Source organism: Planomonospora antibiotica, from assembly GCF_014647955.1.
Classification (GTDB): Bacteria; Actinomycetota; Actinomycetes; order Streptosporangiales; family Streptosporangiaceae; genus Planomonospora; species Planomonospora parontospora.
In genome coordinates this window covers 22,595-41,528 of sequence record NZ_BMQE01000054.1, presented here as the reverse complement: position 1 = coordinate 41,528, position 18,934 = coordinate 22,595, and the positions used below count along the sequence as shown (strand labels likewise).

At 75.5% G+C, this 18,934-nt stretch carries 17 protein-coding genes; 13 read left to right on the top strand and 4 right to left on the bottom strand.

Going from position 1 to position 18,934, the window contains the following annotated elements:
- Positions 1–70, bottom strand: a 70-nt coding sequence (locus IEZ06_RS37760; RefSeq protein ID WP_373293966.1) for a biotin carboxylase N-terminal domain-containing protein, incomplete at its 3' end; no start/stop codon positions are given.
- Between the two features lie 91 nt (positions 71–161).
- Positions 162–902, bottom strand: a complete 741-nt coding sequence (locus tag IEZ06_RS31030; RefSeq protein ID WP_189240235.1) for an SDR family NAD(P)-dependent oxidoreductase — start codon at positions 900–902, stop codon at positions 162–164.
- Between the two features lie 157 nt (positions 903–1,059).
- Here IEZ06_RS31030 and IEZ06_RS31025 point away from each other — a divergent pair, with 157 nt between their 5' ends.
- A complete protein-coding gene (locus IEZ06_RS31025) occupies positions 1,060–1,332 on the top strand; it encodes a WXG100 family type VII secretion target (RefSeq protein WP_189240234.1) in 273 nt (90 codons plus the stop codon).
- 78 nt (positions 1,333–1,410) lie between these two features.
- Here IEZ06_RS31025 and IEZ06_RS31020 read toward each other — a convergent pair whose 3' ends face one another.
- Together IEZ06_RS31020 and IEZ06_RS31015 are read right to left on the bottom strand one after the other, a co-directional pair.
- Positions 1,411–6,354 carry an FtsK/SpoIIIE domain-containing protein gene (locus IEZ06_RS31020; RefSeq protein ID WP_229798960.1) on the bottom strand — a complete coding sequence of 1,648 codons (4,944 nt, stop codon included), beginning with the start codon at positions 6,352–6,354 and terminating at the stop codon, positions 1,411–1,413.
- Between the two features lie 168 nt (positions 6,355–6,522).
- A complete protein-coding gene (locus IEZ06_RS31015; RefSeq protein WP_189240233.1) occupies positions 6,523–7,062 on the bottom strand; it encodes a hypothetical protein in 540 nt (179 codons plus the stop codon).
- Positions 7,063–7,408: 346 nt separating this feature from the next.
- Between IEZ06_RS31015 and IEZ06_RS31010 the strand changes: the two genes are divergently transcribed.
- The 12 genes from IEZ06_RS31010 (at position 7,409) to IEZ06_RS30955 (ending at position 18,887) form a co-directional block, all read left to right on the top strand.
- On the top strand, positions 7,409–8,113 hold the full coding sequence (locus tag IEZ06_RS31010) for a hypothetical protein (RefSeq protein WP_229798958.1): 705 nt from the start codon (positions 7,409–7,411) through the stop codon (positions 8,111–8,113).
- A 1-nt stretch (position 8,114) separates the two neighbouring features.
- On the top strand, positions 8,115–9,227 hold the full coding sequence (locus IEZ06_RS31005; protein WP_229798962.1) for a CpaE/TadZ family protein: 1,113 nt from the start codon (positions 8,115–8,117) through the stop codon (positions 9,225–9,227).
- A gap of 52 nt (positions 9,228–9,279) precedes the next feature.
- A complete protein-coding gene (locus IEZ06_RS31000) occupies positions 9,280–10,581 on the top strand; it encodes a TadA family conjugal transfer-associated ATPase (protein ID WP_189240231.1) in 1,302 nt (433 codons plus the stop codon).
- Positions 10,578–11,465, top strand: a complete 888-nt coding sequence (locus tag IEZ06_RS30995) for a type II secretion system F family protein (protein ID WP_189240230.1) — start codon at positions 10,578–10,580, stop codon at positions 11,463–11,465. Before IEZ06_RS31000 ends, IEZ06_RS30995 begins: the two co-directional genes overlap by 4 nt.
- Entirely contained in the window at positions 11,458–12,435 is a 978-nt protein-coding gene (locus tag IEZ06_RS30990) for a type II secretion system protein (RefSeq protein ID WP_189240229.1), read from the top strand. Before IEZ06_RS30995 ends, IEZ06_RS30990 begins: the two co-directional genes overlap by 8 nt.
- On the top strand, positions 12,432–12,713 hold the full coding sequence (locus tag IEZ06_RS30985; protein WP_229798955.1) for a Flp family type IVb pilin: 282 nt from the start codon (positions 12,432–12,434) through the stop codon (positions 12,711–12,713). Before IEZ06_RS30990 ends, IEZ06_RS30985 begins: the two co-directional genes overlap by 4 nt.
- Positions 12,694–13,143: a TadE/TadG family type IV pilus assembly protein gene (locus tag IEZ06_RS30980; protein ID WP_229798954.1), complete on the top strand. Its 450-nt coding sequence runs from the start codon at positions 12,694–12,696 to the stop codon at positions 13,141–13,143. Before IEZ06_RS30985 ends, IEZ06_RS30980 begins: the two co-directional genes overlap by 20 nt.
- Entirely contained in the window at positions 13,140–13,583 is a 444-nt protein-coding gene (locus IEZ06_RS30975; RefSeq protein WP_189240228.1) for a TadE/TadG family type IV pilus assembly protein, read from the top strand. The genes IEZ06_RS30980 and IEZ06_RS30975 overlap by 4 nt, the downstream gene beginning before the upstream one ends.
- The gene (locus IEZ06_RS30970) at positions 13,580–13,996 is read left to right on the top strand and encodes a pilus assembly protein TadG-related protein (RefSeq protein WP_229798951.1); all 417 of its coding nucleotides are present in this window, start codon (positions 13,580–13,582) and stop codon (positions 13,994–13,996) included. Before IEZ06_RS30975 ends, IEZ06_RS30970 begins: the two co-directional genes overlap by 4 nt.
- Positions 13,997–14,062: 66 nt before the next feature.
- Positions 14,063–17,002, top strand: a complete 2,940-nt coding sequence (locus tag IEZ06_RS30965) for a hypothetical protein (protein ID WP_189240227.1) — start codon at positions 14,063–14,065, stop codon at positions 17,000–17,002.
- Complete coding sequence (locus tag IEZ06_RS30960) at positions 16,972–17,904, top strand: hypothetical protein (RefSeq protein ID WP_189240226.1); 933 nt, start codon at positions 16,972–16,974, stop codon at positions 17,902–17,904. Before IEZ06_RS30965 ends, IEZ06_RS30960 begins: the two co-directional genes overlap by 31 nt.
- Complete coding sequence (locus IEZ06_RS30955) at positions 17,901–18,887, top strand: hypothetical protein (protein ID WP_189240225.1); 987 nt, start codon at positions 17,901–17,903, stop codon at positions 18,885–18,887. The genes IEZ06_RS30960 and IEZ06_RS30955 overlap by 4 nt, the downstream gene beginning before the upstream one ends.
- Positions 18,888–18,934: the final 47 nt, after the last annotated feature.

Here is an 18,934-nt window from a genome sequence, read left to right as displayed (position 1 = left end):
CGGCGTCCTTGCAGGCGCGGGCGATTCGCACGGCGATCTCACCGCGGTTGGCGATCAGGACCTTCTGCACCGGATCGTTCCCTTCGTACACGCGAGCAGGCGGCTGCGAGCCTTCAGGGAGTGTAAGCGTCTCCTGATGTCCAGGTCTTGTCGGGGACCGCTCAACGGCCGAGATGAGCGCCGCCGTTGACGTGGACGACCTGACCGGTCAGGTGGCGGGCCTGCGGGGAGGCGAGGAACCTCACGGTCTCCGCCACGTCCTCGGGCGTGCCGGCGCGTCCGTTCCTGGTGTTCTCCACCCGGCGCCGGATCCCCTCCTCGGTGAGTCGGCCCCGGAAGAACTCGGTGTCCACGACCAGGCCGGGGGAGACGACGTTCGCGGTGACGCCGCGCGGGCCGAGCTCGGCGGCCAGGTCGGCGGTCCACGCCTCCACGGCCGCCTTGGCCGCGCCGTACGAGCCGGACCCGGTGCCCTTGGCCGCGATCGAGCCGATCGTGACGATCCGGCCGTCGTCGGCGAGCCGGGGGAGCAGCGCGCTCGTGACCAGTACGGCCGACATCAGGTTGGCGTTGAGGTTGGCCCACCACCCCTCGGCCACGTCCATCAGGTCGCCGTCGTCGGCCGTACGGTCCAGGTCCGTGTTCCCGCCCGCGTTGTTGACCAGCACGTCCACCCGGGACGGCAGCCTGTCCAGCGCCTCGCCCACAGCGACCGGGTTGGCCGCGTTGAAGGCCACGGCGGCGACGAGCCCACTGTGACCGGAGCTCAGCCGGTCGGCGGCCTCCTTCAGTACGTGTTCCCGCCGTCCGGTGATGGTGACCCGGTCGCCCTGGGCGACGAAGGCCGCCGCGATGGCGTAGCCGATCCCGGTGCCTCCACCGGTCACCACGATCTCACGCATTGCCGTTAGTCCCTCATACGCGGATAAGCCAATAAAAATCGCAATGATAACTGGTGGAGATCATAACCGATAGGTATAAAGCTGATAGTGAGTGATCCATGCGCGTACCGTGAGTTCGATTAGTGTCCGCCCTGATACTGACCCCGAAGGAGACGGCATGAGTCAGCCGATGCTCGGCGGCAACATCGAGGAAATGGAGGGCATGGCTCGCCAGTTCCAGCAGCGGGCCGGCCAGGTGCGGGAAGTCGTGGCCGCCCTGAACAACGAGGCGAGCAAGGTCGGTGTCGCCTGGACCGGTCCGGGAGCCCAGCGGTTCGGTGAGGCCTGGCAGAACTACAGAGTCGCCTTCGAACGTATGGCCGAGGAGCTCGACAGAGCTTCGGAGGTCATCAGGTCCTACCGCGGCAATATCGAGTCCGCCACGCGCTGACCCGATCCGCCACGGCGCCGTCCCGGCACCGAAACGCCGCCGGGGCGGCGCTGTGGCGTTTCACCACTCACGGCCGCCTCACCCCGGCAGCGCCGTCTGCACCGGGGTGACCGTGCCCAGGGTGAGCAGCAGGCCCCGTCCCGGAGGGCCGCCGACCGCGCCGCGCGGCAGCCGTACGGTGAACAGGTCCCCGTCCGCGGGGCTCTGGACCGAGAGCAGCAGGCCGGTGCGGGACTTGCGGGCCTCGGCGGCGAACCCCCGGTAGGCGGTGGTCAGGTCGCCGGTGGCGCCGGCGACGATCAGGCCGTGCTCGCCGTCCCGCCCGGTGCGCAGTACCTGCTCCAGGGCCGTGCCGAGCGGGCTGTCGACGGAGACCAGTTCGGCGTCGTCGACCAGCACGACGTAGCGCTCCAGGCCGGCGACCGCCTGGCCCAGGTCGCCGCCGCCGTCGAGTACGGCCAGCACCCCCTCGGTGCTCTCCAGGGTGCGCAGCGGGCTGCGCCGGGGGGTGACCAGGACCACCGGCGTGCCCCGGGAGAGCAGCGACCGGGCGGCCGTCAGCAGCGCGGAGGAGCGGCCGGACCGGGGCGGGCCGCCGATGACCGCGCCGGGGCCCTGGGCGAGCAGGTCGACGCCGAGCGGCGCCAGGGAGTCGCCCCCGACGCCGAGCAGCGCCCACAGGGGGGAGGGCGGCTCGAAGGACGGCACCAGCTCCATCGCCTGGGCCGCGGTGATCCGGGTGGGCAGCGGATCCACCCGCAGCGGCGGCTCGCCGTCCCAGATCCACGCACCGGACCTCCCGGAGATCTCTCCGGCGCCCCCGGCAGACCGTCCCGCGCCCCCGCCTGCGACACCTGAGACGCGGTCGGCGCCGTCCCCCGCGATGCCGTCCGGCCCTCCCCCGGCCGGGCCGGGGAACCTGGCGGGCACTGTGCGGGCGAGCGACTGCACCACGGCGACCTGGGCGGGGCCGGAGGGGTCGTCGTCGAGCAGGGCGATCTGGCTCTCGGTCAGGCCGTGCTCGCCCATGGACAGCGCCCGGCCGGGGCCGAGGGAGGCGGGCAGGTCCTTGACGGGCAGCCCGGCCAGGCCGTAGTCGGCGGGGTCGGCCAGGCGCAGGACCAGCCGGTCGTCGAAGACCGTGGAGATCTGCCCGATCAGCGCGGACCGGTCGCCGGTCACCACGGCCCGGAGCCCGACCGCCGGGCCCTCCCGCAGCAGCTGCAGCATCGAGTCGATCAACCGGCCGTAGTCGTAGCCCTCGAACGCGGCGACGAACCCCTCCCAGCGGTCGAGCATCAGCACCATCCAGGGCAGCCGGGGAGTCCCCCCGGCGGCCCGGAGCTCGGCCAGGGAGGCGTATCCGGCCTCGGCCAGCAACTGCTGGCGCCGCCCCACCTCGGCCCGCAGCCGGGTCAGCAGGCGCTCGACCCGGTCGAGCTGGTCCCGGGTCACGACGGCGCCGCAGTGCGCCATCGCCACCAGGGGCAGCAGCGCCCCCGAACCGCAGTCGATCGCGTGGACGTGCACGTCCTGGGGGGAGGCGCCCGCCGCGATCGCCCCGGCCAGCGTGCGCAGCGCGGTGGACCGGCCGCTGCGCGCCGTACCGGCGACGAGCAGGTGCCCGCCGTGCGGCAGGTCCAGCGTCAGCGCCCGCCGGTCCTGCGCCCACGGCAGGTCGGTCGCCCCGAACACCAGGGGCGGCACCTCGTCCCTCCCCGCCCGGTACGGCGGCGTGCTTCGGGGCCCGGGGACCACGACGAGGTGGGGGAGCGGCTCCAGCCAGGGGCTGGGCTGCTCGGGGATCCCGGCGACGCGGGCCGCGTCCACCAGGGCGTCGACGAGCAGCGACAGGTCGGTGGCGGCGGAGCCCTCCGGTCCCGCCTCCGGCGCGGCCGGGGGGTGTCCCAGCGCCCGCCAGCCGACCTCCGTCACCCGCGTCCTGGCCTCGCTCGCGGCCGGGCTCCGCCCGCCGATCCGCGCGGTCTGCACCGCCGCCGGCGTGCCCGTCCCCGACCGCACGTAGCACCGGCCGGGCGTGGACTTGGAGATGTGCGCGGCGTCGGGTGTGCCGATGACGTCGGTGGACTCGGCGGCCTCGGTCACCCGCAACGCGATCCGCAGCGACGTGTTCGCCTGGATGTCGGCGGTCACCACGCCCCCGGGCCGCTGGGTGGCGAGGATCAGGTGGATGCCCAGCGAGCGGCCCCGCCGGGCGATGTCCACCAGCCCGGTCATGAAGTCGGGCAGCTCGCTGACCATCGCCGCGAACTCGTCGATCACCAGGGCCAGCCGGGGCAGCGGCGCCAGGGGACCGCCGCCCCGCCCCCGCAGCGGCGTGATCGGCGCCCCGCCCGGTGCCCCGGCCGATGCACCGGCCGGGGCGCCGATCGGGGAGGGCCCGCCCGCCACCAGCAGGTCGCGGGACGCGCGGGCCGTCTGGGCGTCGCGCAGCGCGTGGTAATCCTCGATGTCCTTGGCCCCGGCGGCCAGCAGCAGCCGCTCCCGGCGCCGGATCTCGGCGGCCAGGGAGGCCAGGGCCCGCTGGGTCAGGTGGCCGTCCAGGTCGCTGACCATGCCGACCGTGTGCGGGAGCCGTACGCACTCCTTGAAGGCCGCCCCGCCCTTGTAGTCGATCAGTACGAACGTCATCTCGTCCGGCCGGTTGGCCGCCGCGAGCGAGCAGATCAGGGTCTGCAGCAGCTCCGACTTGCCCGCGCCGGTGGTGCCCGCGATCAGGGCGTGCGGCCCGTCGCGGCTCAGGTCGACGGAGAACGGGCCGTCCGGCCCGGCGCCGATCACCGCCTCCGTGGAGCGGCCCCACCGCCCGGCCAGGACCTTGCCGCCCAGCGGGTCCGGCGAGCCCGCGGGGCCCGCGGACGGGAGCCCGAGCAGGTCCAGCAGGCGCGCGGAACCGGGCAGCGCCACGCCCGCCTCGTCGCGGCTGACGTCGCGGATCGGGGCCAGCGAGCGGGCGAGCCGGTCGCACCAGGAGGCCGGGACCTGGTCGGCCAGGATCTCGCCGAGGCTCTCCATGCCGCCGCCGAGCAGCCGGAGCCGGCCGTCCGCGCCCGCCCGGACGACGGTGGCGCACTCTTCGGGCAGCAGCCGCTGCTCGTCGTCCAGGGCCAGGGTGTGGACGCCCGCGCGGGGTCCCTGACGCAGCACCTGCGGCATGCCGGGCAGCGCGCGCAGCACCCGCGCGCCGTCCAGGAGGACCAGCACGTCGTAGGGGCGCTCGTCGTAGCGGGGCGGATCGGCGGAGTCGCAGCCGAGACCGCCCCAGCCGGACGGGACGCGCGGCGCGGCGGACCTGAGCGGCCCGTCGCCCTCGCCCAGGCGCTCGTCGATCAGGGCGGTCAGCTCCGCGACCCGGCGGGCCGCGGCCTCCGGGTCCGCGCCGACCAGTGCCAGGCAGTCCTCGCCGCCGTGCGGGGCGCAGTGCGGCAGCCAGCGCACCCAGTTCCACCGCTCCTCGCCGTCACCGTGCGCGGACAGCACCACGATCGCCAGGTCGCGCGGGCTGTGCAGGGCGGCGGCCTGGCCGACGAGCCAGCGGGCCAGACCGGACACGGTCTCCCTCGGGCCGGTCAGGCCGGCCACGCCGAGCCGCCGCATAGCCAGCGCCACCGGCACCGCCCGGCAGGCCGGCGGCTCCGGCAGCGGGGAGTCCGGCGGGGCGCCGCGCTCCGGTACGAGCTCCAGCGCCGCGGGGAGGTCGGCGAGGCCGACCCGGAGGCGGAGCGCGTCGGGGTCGTGGTCGCGGCGCTCCCAGAGCCTGCGCCGCGGGCCGGTCGCGGTGAGCAGCACCTCGGCGGGATCGGGCGCGGCGGCGCGGCGGGCGGCCTCGTCGGCGGCGCGGGCCCGCTCCAGCTCGGTCTCGAAGACCGCCAGGCGCTCCCGGTAGTCCTTCAGCTGCTGCCGGTGCCGCTTGCGGCCGTGCCGCCGGTCGCTCCACCACTGCCCGATCATGATCGTCGGACTGAGCAGCGCGAACAGCAGGAAGTACCAGATCTGCAGCGCCCAGGCCATGCCCACGCCCAGCACCAGGGGCAGGAACGCGGTCAGCAGCTGCAGCCGCATGCCCTCGGCGCGCCGGGGCTCCACCGGCACCTCCAGCCGCCGCGCGGGCTCGGGGGGGCGGATCCGGGGCGGCCGGTTGTAGGCGAGTCCGCCGTCGGGCCGGCCGTCCAGATGCGCGTCGGGCGGCTCGACGGCCGTCAGCGTCAGCACCGAGGAGCCGCAGGTGAGCACCGCGTGCTCGGGCCAGTCCACCGCCTCCTCCACCGGCTCGCCGTCCAGCGCGGGCCCCGCACCGCCCGTCTCCGGCCCCGCACCGCCCGTCTCCGGCCGCGCACCGCCCGTCTCCGGCCCCGCGCCGCTCGTCGCGCCGCCCGCTCCCCGCCTCCCGCCGCCCGCTCCCCGCCTCCCGCCGCCCGCTCCCGGACCGGCGCTCTCCGCCGCTCCCGGCCTCGTGTTCCCGGCTGCCGGTACGGCGGGCCCCGCGGTGCCGGGTGCGGCGGGCTCCACCGTGATGGCGTCGGGCGTGAGCCGTACCACGGCGGCCCGGCCGGGGAGCGAGGGATCCCGCAGGGCCACGGCGCAGGCGGGATCGGAGCCGATGGTGTGCACGCCGAAGCCCAGGCGGTGCACGGACCCGGCGCAGGGCCCGCCGGACACCCGGATCTCCACGATGCCGGCGGGCTCCTCGGCGAAGGTGGAGACGGCCAGGCGCCGGTCCAGGGTGACCAGGTCGCCGTCACGCAGGAGGCCGAGCACGGGGGCGTCGGCGGGGAGGACCCGGCCGTCCAGCCACAGGTCGGGGGGCGCGGCCCCGGCGCCGGCGCGGCCCAGGCCGTAGGGGGCCCGGCTGCGGGTCAGCCGCACCACGTTGCCGGAGCGCTCGCCCGGAGGCTGTCCGGCGAGCGCCTCGGCGAGCCGGGCGACCGTGGTCGACTCGTCGCCCTCGACCAGGACGTCCCGGTCGGCGTGCTCGCTGAGCACGGTGAGCATGATCCGCATCGCCGCTCTCCTCGGTCCGGTCCTCCGCCCAAACCTAATGACTGGGAACGGCAGGGGAAGGGGTGTTCGCGGCAGAAGTGCGGCCTCGGGGGCAGCATGTGGAAAACGCGGCAACCTGTGGATAACCACCGGTCGATGCCGACTTGTTATAGCGGTTCATGTGGGGTGTCACCGCGATGGGAGCTTTTCGTCATCTGGGGAGCACCCGGACCGGCCTGTGGAAAACTCGGTGGAAAACTCCCGGGAAGCGGGCGGATCCGGCGCGCGCTCCCGGTCGCGGGCCCGGGCCCGCAGCTCGTCGGCCTTCTCCTCCAGCAGCTCCGCATAGGCGTTGACCTCGGAGGTGACCTCGGCCAGCCCGGCCGCCGCCCGGTGCAGGCGCGCGGCGGTCCGCTCGGTGACCCGGACGGCGGGCGGCCGCCGGGCCCCTCCGGCGGCCCTTCCCGAGGAACCGCTCCGGGCGGCCCTTCCCCAGGAACCGCTCCGGGCGGCCCTTCCCGAGGAACCGCTCCAGGCGGCCCTTCCCCAGGAACCGCTCCGGGCGCCGCTTCCCGGGGAGCCGCCCCGGGCGGCGCCGTCCCCGCGCACGCCGCCTTTCCGGTCGGCCTCCCTCCCGGCGTCCCGGCGGCGCAACCGCGCGGCGGCCTGCCGGACGATGCGGCGGAGCCGCCCCGAGCTCGGCGGGAGCCATCCGAACCACGTTCCCATGCTTCCAGGGTGCCACTTTTTGAACTGGTTCAGGATGAATCACTATGAAAAGTGGCGCACAACCGCCGGTCCCGGAGGGGTGAAGGCGTCCGGCCCGTGATCCGAATGACGCCTGAAACCATTGTGACGGTTGTTATCGGGATTTGTTGCTGTCCTTATCATCCGGATAAGTCAGGTGTCACCTGCCGGAAGCGTAAGGTTTCAGTGGATCTCCATTGACAAACCCGTTCCTACCAAACGAGCATTGGTCCTCGCTTTTGCCCTACGGGACATCGGCAAGGTGCGCATAATGGCGTAAATTCGATCAGTAGCCCGCAAAATGATCACTCTGGGAGCCCCCACGCCCATGAGGACGAGCGAGAAGCCATCCAGCCGCGCGCCGGCGAACGCCGACCGGCCTGTTCCGGCGGGCACCCTGTCAGGGCCGGCGTCACGCAAGCTGCCCGTCTCCCCCCGAGAGCGCAAGCCCGCGCTCGCGGCGCTCGCCGTACTGCTCATCCTGGGCGGCGCGCTCGCCACCACCCTGCTCGTGCTGCGCAGCGGCGACCGGGTCTCCGCGATCCAGATCGTCCAGCAGGTCGGCACCGGGCAGCCCATCGCCCAGACCGCGATGCGGGAGGTGCAGATCGCCGACACCGGCATCGGCTACGTGCCCTACGCCGAGCGCGCCCGCGTCGCGGAGAACTTCGCCCGGGTCACCCTGCTCCCGGGCACCCTGCTGACCAGGGAGATGGTCCTGTCCTCCAGCGAGGAGCTGGGCCCGGGCAAGGCCCAGGTGGGCCTGGCGCTCAAGCCCGGCCAGCTGCCCGCCACGCTGCGCCCCGGCGATCGGGTCCAGGTCGTCCACGTGCCGGGCCGGGGCGGGGACTCCGAGTCCGCGGCCGGACGGATCCTCGCGCAGAGCGCGCTCGTCCACGGCGTCGGCTCGTCGGGCCGGAACGGCTCCGGCGGGCAGATCACGATCATCGTGGACGCGACCATCTCGCCCACGGTCGTGACCTACGCCGCCCGGGGCGAGATCGCCCTGGCCGAGCTGCCGGGAGCGCGCTGACGTGGCGCTCATCGTGCTGGCCGCCGACAAGGGCGCGCCCGGCGTGACCACGGCGGCCACGGCGCTCGGCGCGGTCTGGCCGCGCCCGGTGCTGCTGGCCGAGTGCGACCCCGCGGGAGGGGACGTCGCCTACCGGCTGCCGGCCGCCGACGGGGGCGTGCTCAACCCCGGGCGCGGGCTGCTCACGCTCGGGGCCACGGCCCGCCGCGGCCTGACGACGGCCCTGATCCACGAGCACACCCAGAAGATCGTCGGCGGGCTGGACGTGCTGGCCGGGCTCACCCACGGGGAGCAGGCGGCCGGGCTGACCTGGCTCTGGGGGCCGCTCGGCCGGGCGCTGGCCGCGCTGCCCGGTGCGGACGTGCTGGCCGACTGCGGCCGCCTGGGCGGGCACCCGGAGCTGGGGGAGCTGATCGCCGAGGCGGGACTGGTGGTGCTGTTCACCCGGGGAAGCCTGGACCACGTCGCGCACCTGCGCGAACGCCTGCACGTGATGCCCCGGGGGGCGCGGGTCGGGGTCGTGGTGATCGCCGACCCCCGGCAGTACCGCGGCACGATCGAGGACGTCCGCCGGATCGTGGCCGCCACCAGCAAGGACGTCGTCTTCGTGGCGGGGCTGGCGCACGACCCCAAGGGAGCGGAGCTGCTGCGGGGCCAGTGGGGCGGCCGCCTGGACCGCTCGCTGCTGATCCGCACCGCCCGGGAGCTCGCCGGCCGCCTGGCCGCCGAGACGGCCCCGCGAGAGGCCCGGAGCGCCGCCGCCCCGGCACCGGGAGCGGCCCCGCACGGCGCCCGGAGCGCCGCCGCCTCCGCACCGGGAACGGTCCCCGCCACGATCTCGGGCGCGGCCCCGGGTGCACCGCACCGCCCGATCCCCGGCGCGCCGCCGCGTACCTCTCCGGGCCGGGATCCCGGCCCGGAGCCCGGAACCGGCACCCTCCGGGGTGCGGTCCCGGGCGCTCTCCCTGGCACCGGCCTGGGGGCCGCCCAAGGCGCCGGCCCGGCCGCCGCGGCTCCCCGCACGGCCCCCGGCCCCTACGGCGAGGCCCCCGCCCCGCACGGCGCCCCGGCCCCGTACCCCGCCCCGGCCGGATGGCGGGAGGAGGGCACGTGAGCGGGCCGACCGGAGGCGCGGCGGCACTCGCGTGGCCGACGGAGGAGGTCGCATGAGCATCGACCACACCCTGGTGAAGCGGTTCCGGCAGGAGGTCGGCGACCGGCTGGCCCACCAGCGGCGGCTGGACCAGGCGAGCGGCCTGCCCCCGATGACCGGCGAGGACGAGCGCCAGTTCGCCCGCGCGCTGATCGCGCAGGTGCTGGAGGAGTACGCCCGCGGCGAGATCGGCGTCGGCCGCACCCCGCCCACCGCCGAGGAGGAGGAGGCGCTCGCCTCCGGCATCCACGCGGCGCTCTTCGGCGTGGGCCGGCTCCAGCCGCTGCTGGACGACCCCGAGGTCGAGAACATCGACATCAACGGCTGCGACCGGGTCTTCATCGGCTACGCCGACGGACAGGAGCTCATGGGGGAGCCGGTCGCCGAGTCCGACGAGGAGCTGGTCGAGCTGATCCAGATCCTCGCCGCCTACAGCGGCCTGTCCAGCAGGCCGTTCGACACCGCCAACCCCCAGCTGGACCTGCGGCTGCCGGACGGCTCGCGCCTCTCGGCGGTCATGGACGTGACGGTCCGCCCGTCGATCTCCATCCGCCGCGCCCGGCTCGGCAAGGTCTTCCTCAGCGACCTGGTGGGCAACGGCACGCTCACCCCGAAGCTGGGCCGCTTCCTGTCGGCCGCCGTGGCGGCCAGGAAGAACATCATGATCGCCGGGTCCACGAACGCCGGGAAGACGACCCTGCTGCGGGCGCTGGCCAACGAGATCCCGCCGTACGAGAGGCTGATCACCGTCGAGCGCGCGCTGGAGCTCGGCCTCGACCAGTTCCCCGAGCTCCACCCCAACGTGGTGGCCTTCGAACAGAGGCTGCCCAACTCCGAGGGCCAGGGCGAGATCAGCATGGCCGAGCTGGTCCGCCGGTCCCTGCGGATGAACCCCTCCCGGGTGATCGTCGGCGAGGTCCTCGGCGACGAGATCGTCACCATGCTCAACGCGATGACCCAGGGCAACGACGGCTCGCTCTCCACCATCCACGCCAACTCCTCGATGGAGGTCTTCAACCGGATCGCGACCTACGCGCTCCAGGCCACCGAGCGCCTGCCGATCGACGCGACCCACATGCTGATCGCGGGCGCGATCGACTTCGTGGTCTTCATCGAGAAGCGCAACGAGTACGCCCAGGGCGGGACGCTGCGGCGCTTCGTGTCGAGCGTGCGCGAGGTGGCCGGGGTCGACGGCCGGGTGCTCTCCTCGGAGGTCTTCGCCGCGGCTCCGGACGGCCGCGTCCTGCCGCACGCGCCGCTGTCCTGCATGGAGGAGCTCGCCCGGCACGGCTACGACCCCGGGGAGTGGGCGTGATCCCCATCCCGCCGGGGCTGTTCGACCCGCTGGCGCTCCTGGCCGGGGCCGCGATCGGCGGCGGCCTGTTCCTGCTCGGCCTCGCCCTGTACGGCGTGCGCCCCCGGCCGGCCGCCCCCGGCCGGAAGGCCGCCAGGCGCGAGTTCCTCCGGGCCCTGTCCACCAGGACCGCGGCCGGAGTGATCTCCGGGGTGGCGGTGCTCCTGGTGACGGGGTGGCCCGTGATGGCGGCCGGCGCCGTACTGCTCGCCCTGGGCTGGCGCGGCCTGTCCGGCGGCGCGGCCGAGGAGCGTACGGCGATGCACCGGCTGGAGGGGCTGGCCGCCTGGACCGAGTCCCTGCGCGACACCATCGCCGGGGCCTCGGGGCTGGAGCAGGCGATCCCGTCGTCGATCCGGGCCGCGTCGCCCACGCTCCGCCCGCACCTGCGCGGGCTGGTGGACCGCCTGCACACCCGGATGCCGCTGCCCGACGCGCTCCGCCTGTTCGCCGACGAGCTGGACGACCCCTCCGCCGACCTGGTGGTGGCCGCGCTGATCCTCAACTCCCGGCTCCGCGGTCCCGGCCTGCGCGACGTGCTCGGCGCGCTCGCCGTCTCGGCCCGCGAGGAGCTCGACATGCGCCGCCGCGTCGAGGCCGAGCGCCGCTCCACCCGGCGCAGCGTGCAGATCGTGGTCGGCACGGCGGTCGCCTTCGCGGCGATGCTGGTGGTGTTCAACCCCGACTACGTCGCCGAGTACGACGACGCCCTCGGCCAGGCCGTCCTGGTCGTGGTCGCGGCCTTCTTCGGCGCCGGGTTCGCCTGGATGCGCCGCCTGGCCCGCTTCGACAAACCCGCCCGCCTGCTGGGCCTGTCCACCGGAGGCGAGGTCCGCGATGACTGAGGCGCTGCTCGCCGGAGGGGTGCTCGGCCTCGGCCTGTTCCTGCTGGTCCGGGCGCTGTTCCCGGCGCGTCCGGGGCTGGTGACGCGGCTGCTGGCGCTGGACGCGGCCCGTGAGGGCACCGACGCCCCGCGGATGCAGCTGGTCCTGCCCGACGAGGAGGTCAGCGCCTTCCGGCGCGGCCTGGGCGTGCGGCTGGCCCGCTTCTACGCGGCCCGGGGCTGGGAGGTCCGCTCCGCCAGAGCCGACCTGGCGCTGCTGGGCAAGTCCTTCGAGGGCTTCCTGGCGACGAAGGCGCTGCTGGCCGTCTCCGGGCTGCTGGCCTTCCCGCTGCTGGCCGGCTGGCTGGCGCTGATGGGGTGGGGCGTCTCGCCGACCGTGCCGCTGTGGGCCGCGCTCGTGGTCGCCGTCGTCTTCTTCTTCCTGCCCGACCTGCAGATCAGGCGGGACGCCGCCCGGATGCGCCGCGACTTCCGGCACGTGGTCGGCGCCTTCCTCGACCTGGTGGCGATGAACCTGGCCGGCGGGCGCGGCGTGCCCGAGGCGCTGATGATGGCGGTCTCCGTCGGCACACCGGGGGCGTCCGGCGCGCCCGGAGCCGGGGGCGCGGGGGGTGCGGCGGACTCCGGCGAGGGGGCGAACTGGGCGATGGCCCGGATCCGCGAGGCGCTCGGCAACGCCAGGATCGTCGGCATCACCCCGTGGCAGGCGCTCGGCCAGCTCGGCGACGAGATCAACGTGGACGAGCTGCGCGACCTGTCCGCCGCGCTCGGCCTGGTCGCCGACGACGGCGCCAAGGTCCGCGCCTCCCTGACCGCCCGTGCGGCCACCCTGCGCCGGCGCGAGCTCGCCGAGGTGGAGGGGCAGGCGGGGGAGCGGTCCCAGTCGATGCTCGTCGCCCAGCTCCTGCTCTGCGCAGGTTTCGTGATCTTCCTGAGTTTCCCGGCCGCTATGAAGATGTTGGGGTCATGACCATGATCAATCATCCGTGGATCGTCTATACGGTCGCCCTGCTGAACGTGCGCATCGACAGGGCGCGCAGCGCCCCCACCCGCGGTGCCTCGGCCGTCGAGTGGGTCATCATCACCGCGATCATCGCCGGGGTCGCCCTCGGCCTCGCCACGCTCATCAGGACCCTGGTCCAGGACAAGCAGGCGGAGATCTCCGACCAGTTCGGCGGAGGCGGAGGCGGGGGCGGGGGCGGGGGCGGGGGCACCGGAGGTGACGGCGGTGGCTCCACCGAGCCGTGACCGGCCGTACGGCGTCCGGAGGCGCCGTGACGGGGAGCGGGGTGCCACCGCCGTGGAGCTGGCGATGATCATGCCGGTGGTGCTGGTCGTCATCCTGCTCGTCGTGCAGTTCGCCCTCTGGTTCCACGGCCGCCAGGTGGCCGACGCCGCCGCGCGGGAGGGGGCCCGACTGGCCCGGCTCGACACCGACTCCTGGCAGCAGGACGCCGAGGCGCGAGCCGCGGAGGTGCTCCGGGCGGTCGGCCCGGAACTGCTCTCCGGCGCCACCGCCACGGCCTGGGAGGAGGGCGACCGGCGCGGAGTCGAGATCACCGCCACCGCCGTCCAGGTCGTCCCGCTGCTGCCGTCCACCACGTTCACCGTCACCGCGCGATTCGGAGGTCCCGTCGAGTGCTTCCGCCCCGACGACGGCGGCGAGGACTGTCAGTGAGCCGCCGGTACGGGGGTGAACGCGGGTCGCTCTCGGCCGAGAGCCGCCGGTACGGGGGTGAACGCGGGTCGCTCTCGGCCGAGACGGTGCTGCTCGCCCCGGTGTTCCTGCTGTTCCTGCTCTTCTTGGTCGGCGCGGGACGCCTCGTGGAGGCCCAGGGCGAGGTCAACGGCGCGGCCAGGGACGCGGCGCGGGCCGCGTCGGTGGAGCGCACGCGCGCCGACGCGCAGGCCTCCGCCGCCGAGGCGGCCGGGGCGTCGCTGGAGGGCGAGTGCGAGCCCTCGGTCGAGGTGTCCGACGACGGCTGGGAGGCGGGCGGGCAGGTCAGGGTCGAGGTGACCTGCTCCCTGGACCTGGGCTTCCTCGGCTTCGGCGCGGCCAAGGAGGTCAGCGGGGACTCGGTGGTCCCGCTGGAGCAGTTCAGGCGGGTGGAGGAGTGAGCGGGGACCGGGGTTCGATGGCGGTCTTCACGGTGCTCTTCTCCGCGGTGGTCTTCCTGCTGGCCGGGCTGCTGGTGGACGGCGGGGCCGCGATCAACGCGCGGCTGCGGGCCGCCGACGTCGCCGAGCAGGCCGCGCGCGCCGCCGCCGACCGGATCGACGTCGAGCACCTGCGGGAGACCGGCCGGGCCCGGCTGCTGGAGGGCGACGCCGTCTGCGGCGAGGCCCGGGAGATCGTCTCCGCGCACGACGGCGGCGACGTCGAGCTGGTCGCGTGCGAGCCCGGCGGCGAGCAGGTGGAGGTGACCGTCTCCGTCCGCTGGGAGGCGTTCTTCCTGGCCGCGCTCGGCTTCCCGGGTTCGGCGATGGAGGCCTCGGTCACCGCCGGTCCCGACATCGGCGAGCAGACCTAGACCGAATACGCCGAACCACTGGCCGAGCGGGCGAAGGACGACGAACCTGGACACGGAGGAAGACGCATGCCGACGCGACAGCCCATGCGCATCAGGCCGAGGCGCACGACCGGCGACCTGCTCGCCGGGCTCGGCGCGCTGGCGGTGCTGGTCGCGCTGCTCGGCGGCGTCCCGTACGCGCTGCTCCGGCTCGCCGGGCCGCCGCTCACCCCTGAGCTGCTCGACCTCGACCTGCTGACCAGCCGGGTCGGCACCGGCACGATCGTGGCGATCCTGGTGCTGCTGGTCTGGCTCGCCTGGCTGCAGCTGGTCGCGTGCGTGCTCGTCGAGCTGTACGCCGGGATCCGCCGGGTCGGCATGCCCGCCCGGGTCCCGCTGGCCGGGGGCACGCAGGCTCTGGCCAACCGGCTGGTCTCGGCGGTCCTGCTGCTGTTCACGGTCTCGGCGGTGGCGGTCCCGCTGCTGCGGCCGGCCGGTCCGCCCGCCGACCGCCCGGCCGCCGTCGCGGCCGGGACGTCCCCGCTGGCCGCGCCGGCCGCCGCGGAGCGGGCGCCGCTGGTGCCGGTGGGGAAGGCCAAGAAGGTCTACGTCGTCCAGCCGCCGCACGGGCGGCACCACGAGAGCCTGTGGGAGATCGCCGAGAAGTGCCTCGGGGACGGGCGCCGCTACCCGGAGATCTACCGGCTCAACCAGCACAAGGAGCAGCCCGACGGGAGCCGGCTGCGCATTGCGGACCTGATCAGGCCCGGCTGGGTGCTCGACATGCCGGACGACGCGCGCAACGTCCACATCGTGCCCGCCGCCCAGCCCCGGCCCGCCACCCTCGACGACCACCCGGACAGGCCCGCCGAGCTCGACGGCCGGACCCGGTACGTCGTCCCGGGCGGGGCCGGTCTCCCCGCGGAGGCTCCCGCCGAGTCGCGGGAGCGGCCGGCCGTACGGCCCGAGCCGGTCCCGGAGCGGGCCGATCCGCCCGCGGAGGCCGACAGGGCCCCCGCGGCTCCGGAGGCGGAGGGTTCCCCGGGGTCCGGGGACTCCACCGGTTCCCCGGGATCCGGGGGTGCGGGGTCCGAGGGCCCGGGTGCTGAGGGCTCGGGTGCTGAGGGTCCGGGTTCCGCGGACGAGGGGGACCCCGGCCGCGGCTCCGGCGACTCCGTCGGCTCCGGTGATGCCGGCCTGGGGATGCTCGACTACCTGGCCGGAGCCTCGCTGGCCGCGGCCGGCCTGCTGGCGGCGCTCGGGCGCAGGCGCAGGGAGCAGCTCTGGCACCGGGCGTTCGGACGCCGGATCGTCCGTCCCCGGGAGGACGCCGCCCAGGCCGAGCTGGCGCTCAGGCTCGGCGCGGACGCCCCCGGGAGCCGGATGCTGGACATCGGGCTGCGGCTGCTCGGCCGGTCCCTGGCGGCGGCCGGGCGGGTCCCGCCGACGGTCTACGCCGCGCACCTGTCCCCGCGCCACCTCGACCTGTGGATCCATCCGCCGGACCCGGACGCCCCCGCACCGTGGGCCGCCCACGACGGGGGCCAGGTCTGGCGGCTCCCCGCCCACGAGGGCCGGATGCTGGACGAGGCGGCGCTGGCCGACGCGCCCGCGCCGTACCCCGGACTGGTCTCCCTGGGCGGGGACGGCGAGGGGCGGGTGCTCGTCGACCTGGAGGCCGCCCACGGCCTGATCGCCGTCAGGGGCGCGCAGACCACCGCGGCCCTGGCCGCGCTCGCCGTGGAGCTGGCCACCAACCGCTGGTCGGACCGGATGCGCGTCACGCTCGTCGGCTTCGGCGAGGAGCTGACCGTGATCGCGCCCGAGCGGATCAGGTGCGCGAGCGGCCTGGAGGAGGTCCTGCCCGAGCTGGAGGCCGAGGCCCGGGCGGCGGCCGACCGGGGGCACGGCGCCGAGGTGCTCACCGGGCGGATCCACGGCCGGGCCGGCGACCCCGTCTGGTCGCCGCACTACCTGCTCTCGGCGATCCCGCCGACCGCGGAGGAGGCCCGCAGGCTGGCGGTGCTGGCCCGCACGGGCGCCCGGACGGCCGCCGGGTACGTCATCGCCGGGGACGTCCCGCACGCCACCTGGAACTGGGAGATCGACGGGGACGGCCGGGTGCGGGTGGACGCGCTCGGCTTCGAGGTGGCCGCGCAGCTGCTGCCCCGCCGCCAGTACCGGGCCCTGGTCGAGTTGTTCCTGACCGCCCGGCGGATGGAGGGCGAGCCCGTGGACGACGAGGCCGGGCCCGTCACCCCGGACCCGTCGGTGGAGGTGCGGATCCTCGGCCCGATCGAGATCGCGGGCCCGCCGCCGATGGAGGAGGGCCGGGCCGGGCTCGCCGTCGAGATGGTCGTCTACCTGGCGACCCACCCGGGCGGCGTGCACCCGGTCGTGCTCGGCGGGGTGCTGTGGCCGCGCGGCGTGCAGGCCGTGGTCAGGGACGCCACGATCGCCCGCGTCGTCGCCTGGCTGGGCGCCGACTCCGAGGGCAGGCCCAACCTGTACGCCGACGAGTCCGGGCGGCTGCGCCTCGGCCCCGGGGTGCGGACCGACTGGATGCTCTTCCGTGAGCTGGTCCGCCGCTCCCACGCGGACGCCGCGGCGCGCGCCGTACTGCTGGAGCAGGCGCTCGGCCTGGTGCGGGGCCCGCTGCTGAACGGCCGCCCGCGCGGCCGCTACGCGTGGCTGGCCGCCGACGACCTGGAGTACGACGTGGCGGCGGGCGTCGCCGACGCGGCGCACCGGGCGTGCGAGGTGTGGCTGGCCGCCGGGGAGCCCGGACGGGCGGTGGCCGCGGTGCGGGCCGGGCTGCTGCTGGCCGCCGACGACGAGGGGCTCTGGCGGGACCTGCTCCGGGCGACCCACCGGACCGGGGACCCCGCCCGCCTGCGGGCCGTGGCCGAGGCCCTGCACCGGCGGGCCGAGTCCCACCCCTACGGGGGCGGGATGGCTCCGGAGACCGAGGCCCTCATCGACGAGCTGCTGCCCGCGTGGCGGATGAGTTCGGCGCCGTCGGCATGAGCAGCGTGTGGACCGGGACGGAGGCAGGCATGGGCACCTCGGCGGAGGGTCCGCGGAAGACCCCGCGCAACGGGCTTCGGGGAACGCCGGGGACGGCCCGGCACGGGATCGCGGCGGCCTCGCACGGGATCGCGGCGGCCTCGCACGGGATCGCGGCGGCCCCACACGGGGTCCCGGTCGTGCGGCGCGGGGTCCCGGTCGTGCGGCGCGGGGTCACGGCCGCGGTGGCCGTGCTGGCGCCGCTCGCACTCGCACTCGCACTCGCAGGGTGCGCTCCGCCGGCCGCGGAGCCGTTCGTGCCGTTGGACGGGACGGCGGGCGCGACCGCGGCGACCGGGCCCTCCGGCCCGTCGCCGGGAGCGGACGGCACACCGGGGGCCGGGCGGAGCCCGCGGGCCGAGACGGTGCAGGCCGGGCCGGACATGCGGCTGGTGGTCGAGCCGCCGGCCGCGGCCGACGCGGTCACCGCCGGGGCGGTCGCGGCCTTCCGCGCCTACTACGCCGGGTCCCTGCGGATCGTCTCCCTCGGCGACCGGGATCCGACCGGGAGCGACACCGCCTACCTCGACCTGCTCGGCGAGGAGGCGGTGCGCCAGGACTACGACTGGGTGGCCTCCTATTGGCGCGACCACCACGCGCTGCACGGGACGGTCCGGCTGTACGGGTTCGTGACCGAGCCGCTCGCGCAGGGCGGCGTACGGCTCGGCGCGTGCGTGGACATGGCCGGGACGCGGACGGTCGACACGCGCACGGGCGGGGAGGTCGCGCCGCGGGACGCGTGGATGGCCGAACCCTTCCTGCACGCCGCCGACCTGCGCGAGGACGGCGGCGGCGTCCTGCGGATCCAGTCCTTCAGCCACGCCCTGTACCCCAGCGAGGACGCGAAGAGGTGTCTGCGATGACCGTGAGAAGAGCCGCCGGCGTGATCCTGCTGGCCCTGGCGACGGCGGGGGCGGCACACGCCGCCCAGGGCGCGGCGGCCCGCGCGGCGGCGGACGACCCGCCGTCGGGCGGGGTGACCCAGGACGGCAGGCGGGCCGGTGTCTGGCTGAAGAACTCCCGGATCGTGATCAGCGGGAACGGCGCCGGGGCCGGGAAGGGCGACGGTTACCGCCTCAAGCGCCCGTGCTGGTACGAGCCGTCCCTGGACGGCCTCGACATGCTGGCGCAGCAGCAGCGGGGCAAGGCGTGGTGGACGCGCGACCGGGAGAACGCGAAGGCGCAGCAGAAGTTCGTCGAGCAGTTCAAGGAGAAGGCCGGCGAGAAGGGCCGCTGGTGGCTGCCGGCCCACAACGAGGGCGACCCCGCGGGGCTGGCGTGCGCGCAGGGGCTCGACTCCTACGTGTGGGTGCCGGAGGGCTCCCCGCCCCCGCCCGGCGGGATCACCATGGCCGAGCTCGCCGACATCGCCCGCGCCGCGCTGACCGTGCCCGAGCCGAGGATCAGGTTGAACCCGGACGTCAGGAGCTACGTCAACCTGCCGACCTGGGTCTGGCTGGACGGGACGGGGGAGACCACGCGGTCGGTGACGGCCACGCTCCCGGGCGTCATGAGCGCGACCGTGACCGCCACGCTCGACGACATCGAGATCGATCCCGGCACGACCGCCGACCGGGCCGAGGTGAAGAAGGACTGCGGCGCGCGCGGCAGGCCGTACGCCAGGGGCCGGGAGTTCACCTGCGGCGTCCGCTACCTGCGGGCCTCGGTCGACCAGCCGCGCGGGGTCTACGAGCTGACGGTGACCTCGGTGTGGGAGGTGACGGCCCAGGGGCAGGACCAGAGCGGCGTGGCGCCGTTCGCGTTCGACCCCTACGACCCCGTCCAGGTGGGCGCCACCCGCGATGTCCCGGTGGGCGAGGTGCAGAGCGTCGTCCGGGGCGACTGAGCCCCGGCGGCGCCCCGGCCGGGTGTCGGCGCGGTCCGGCGATCCGG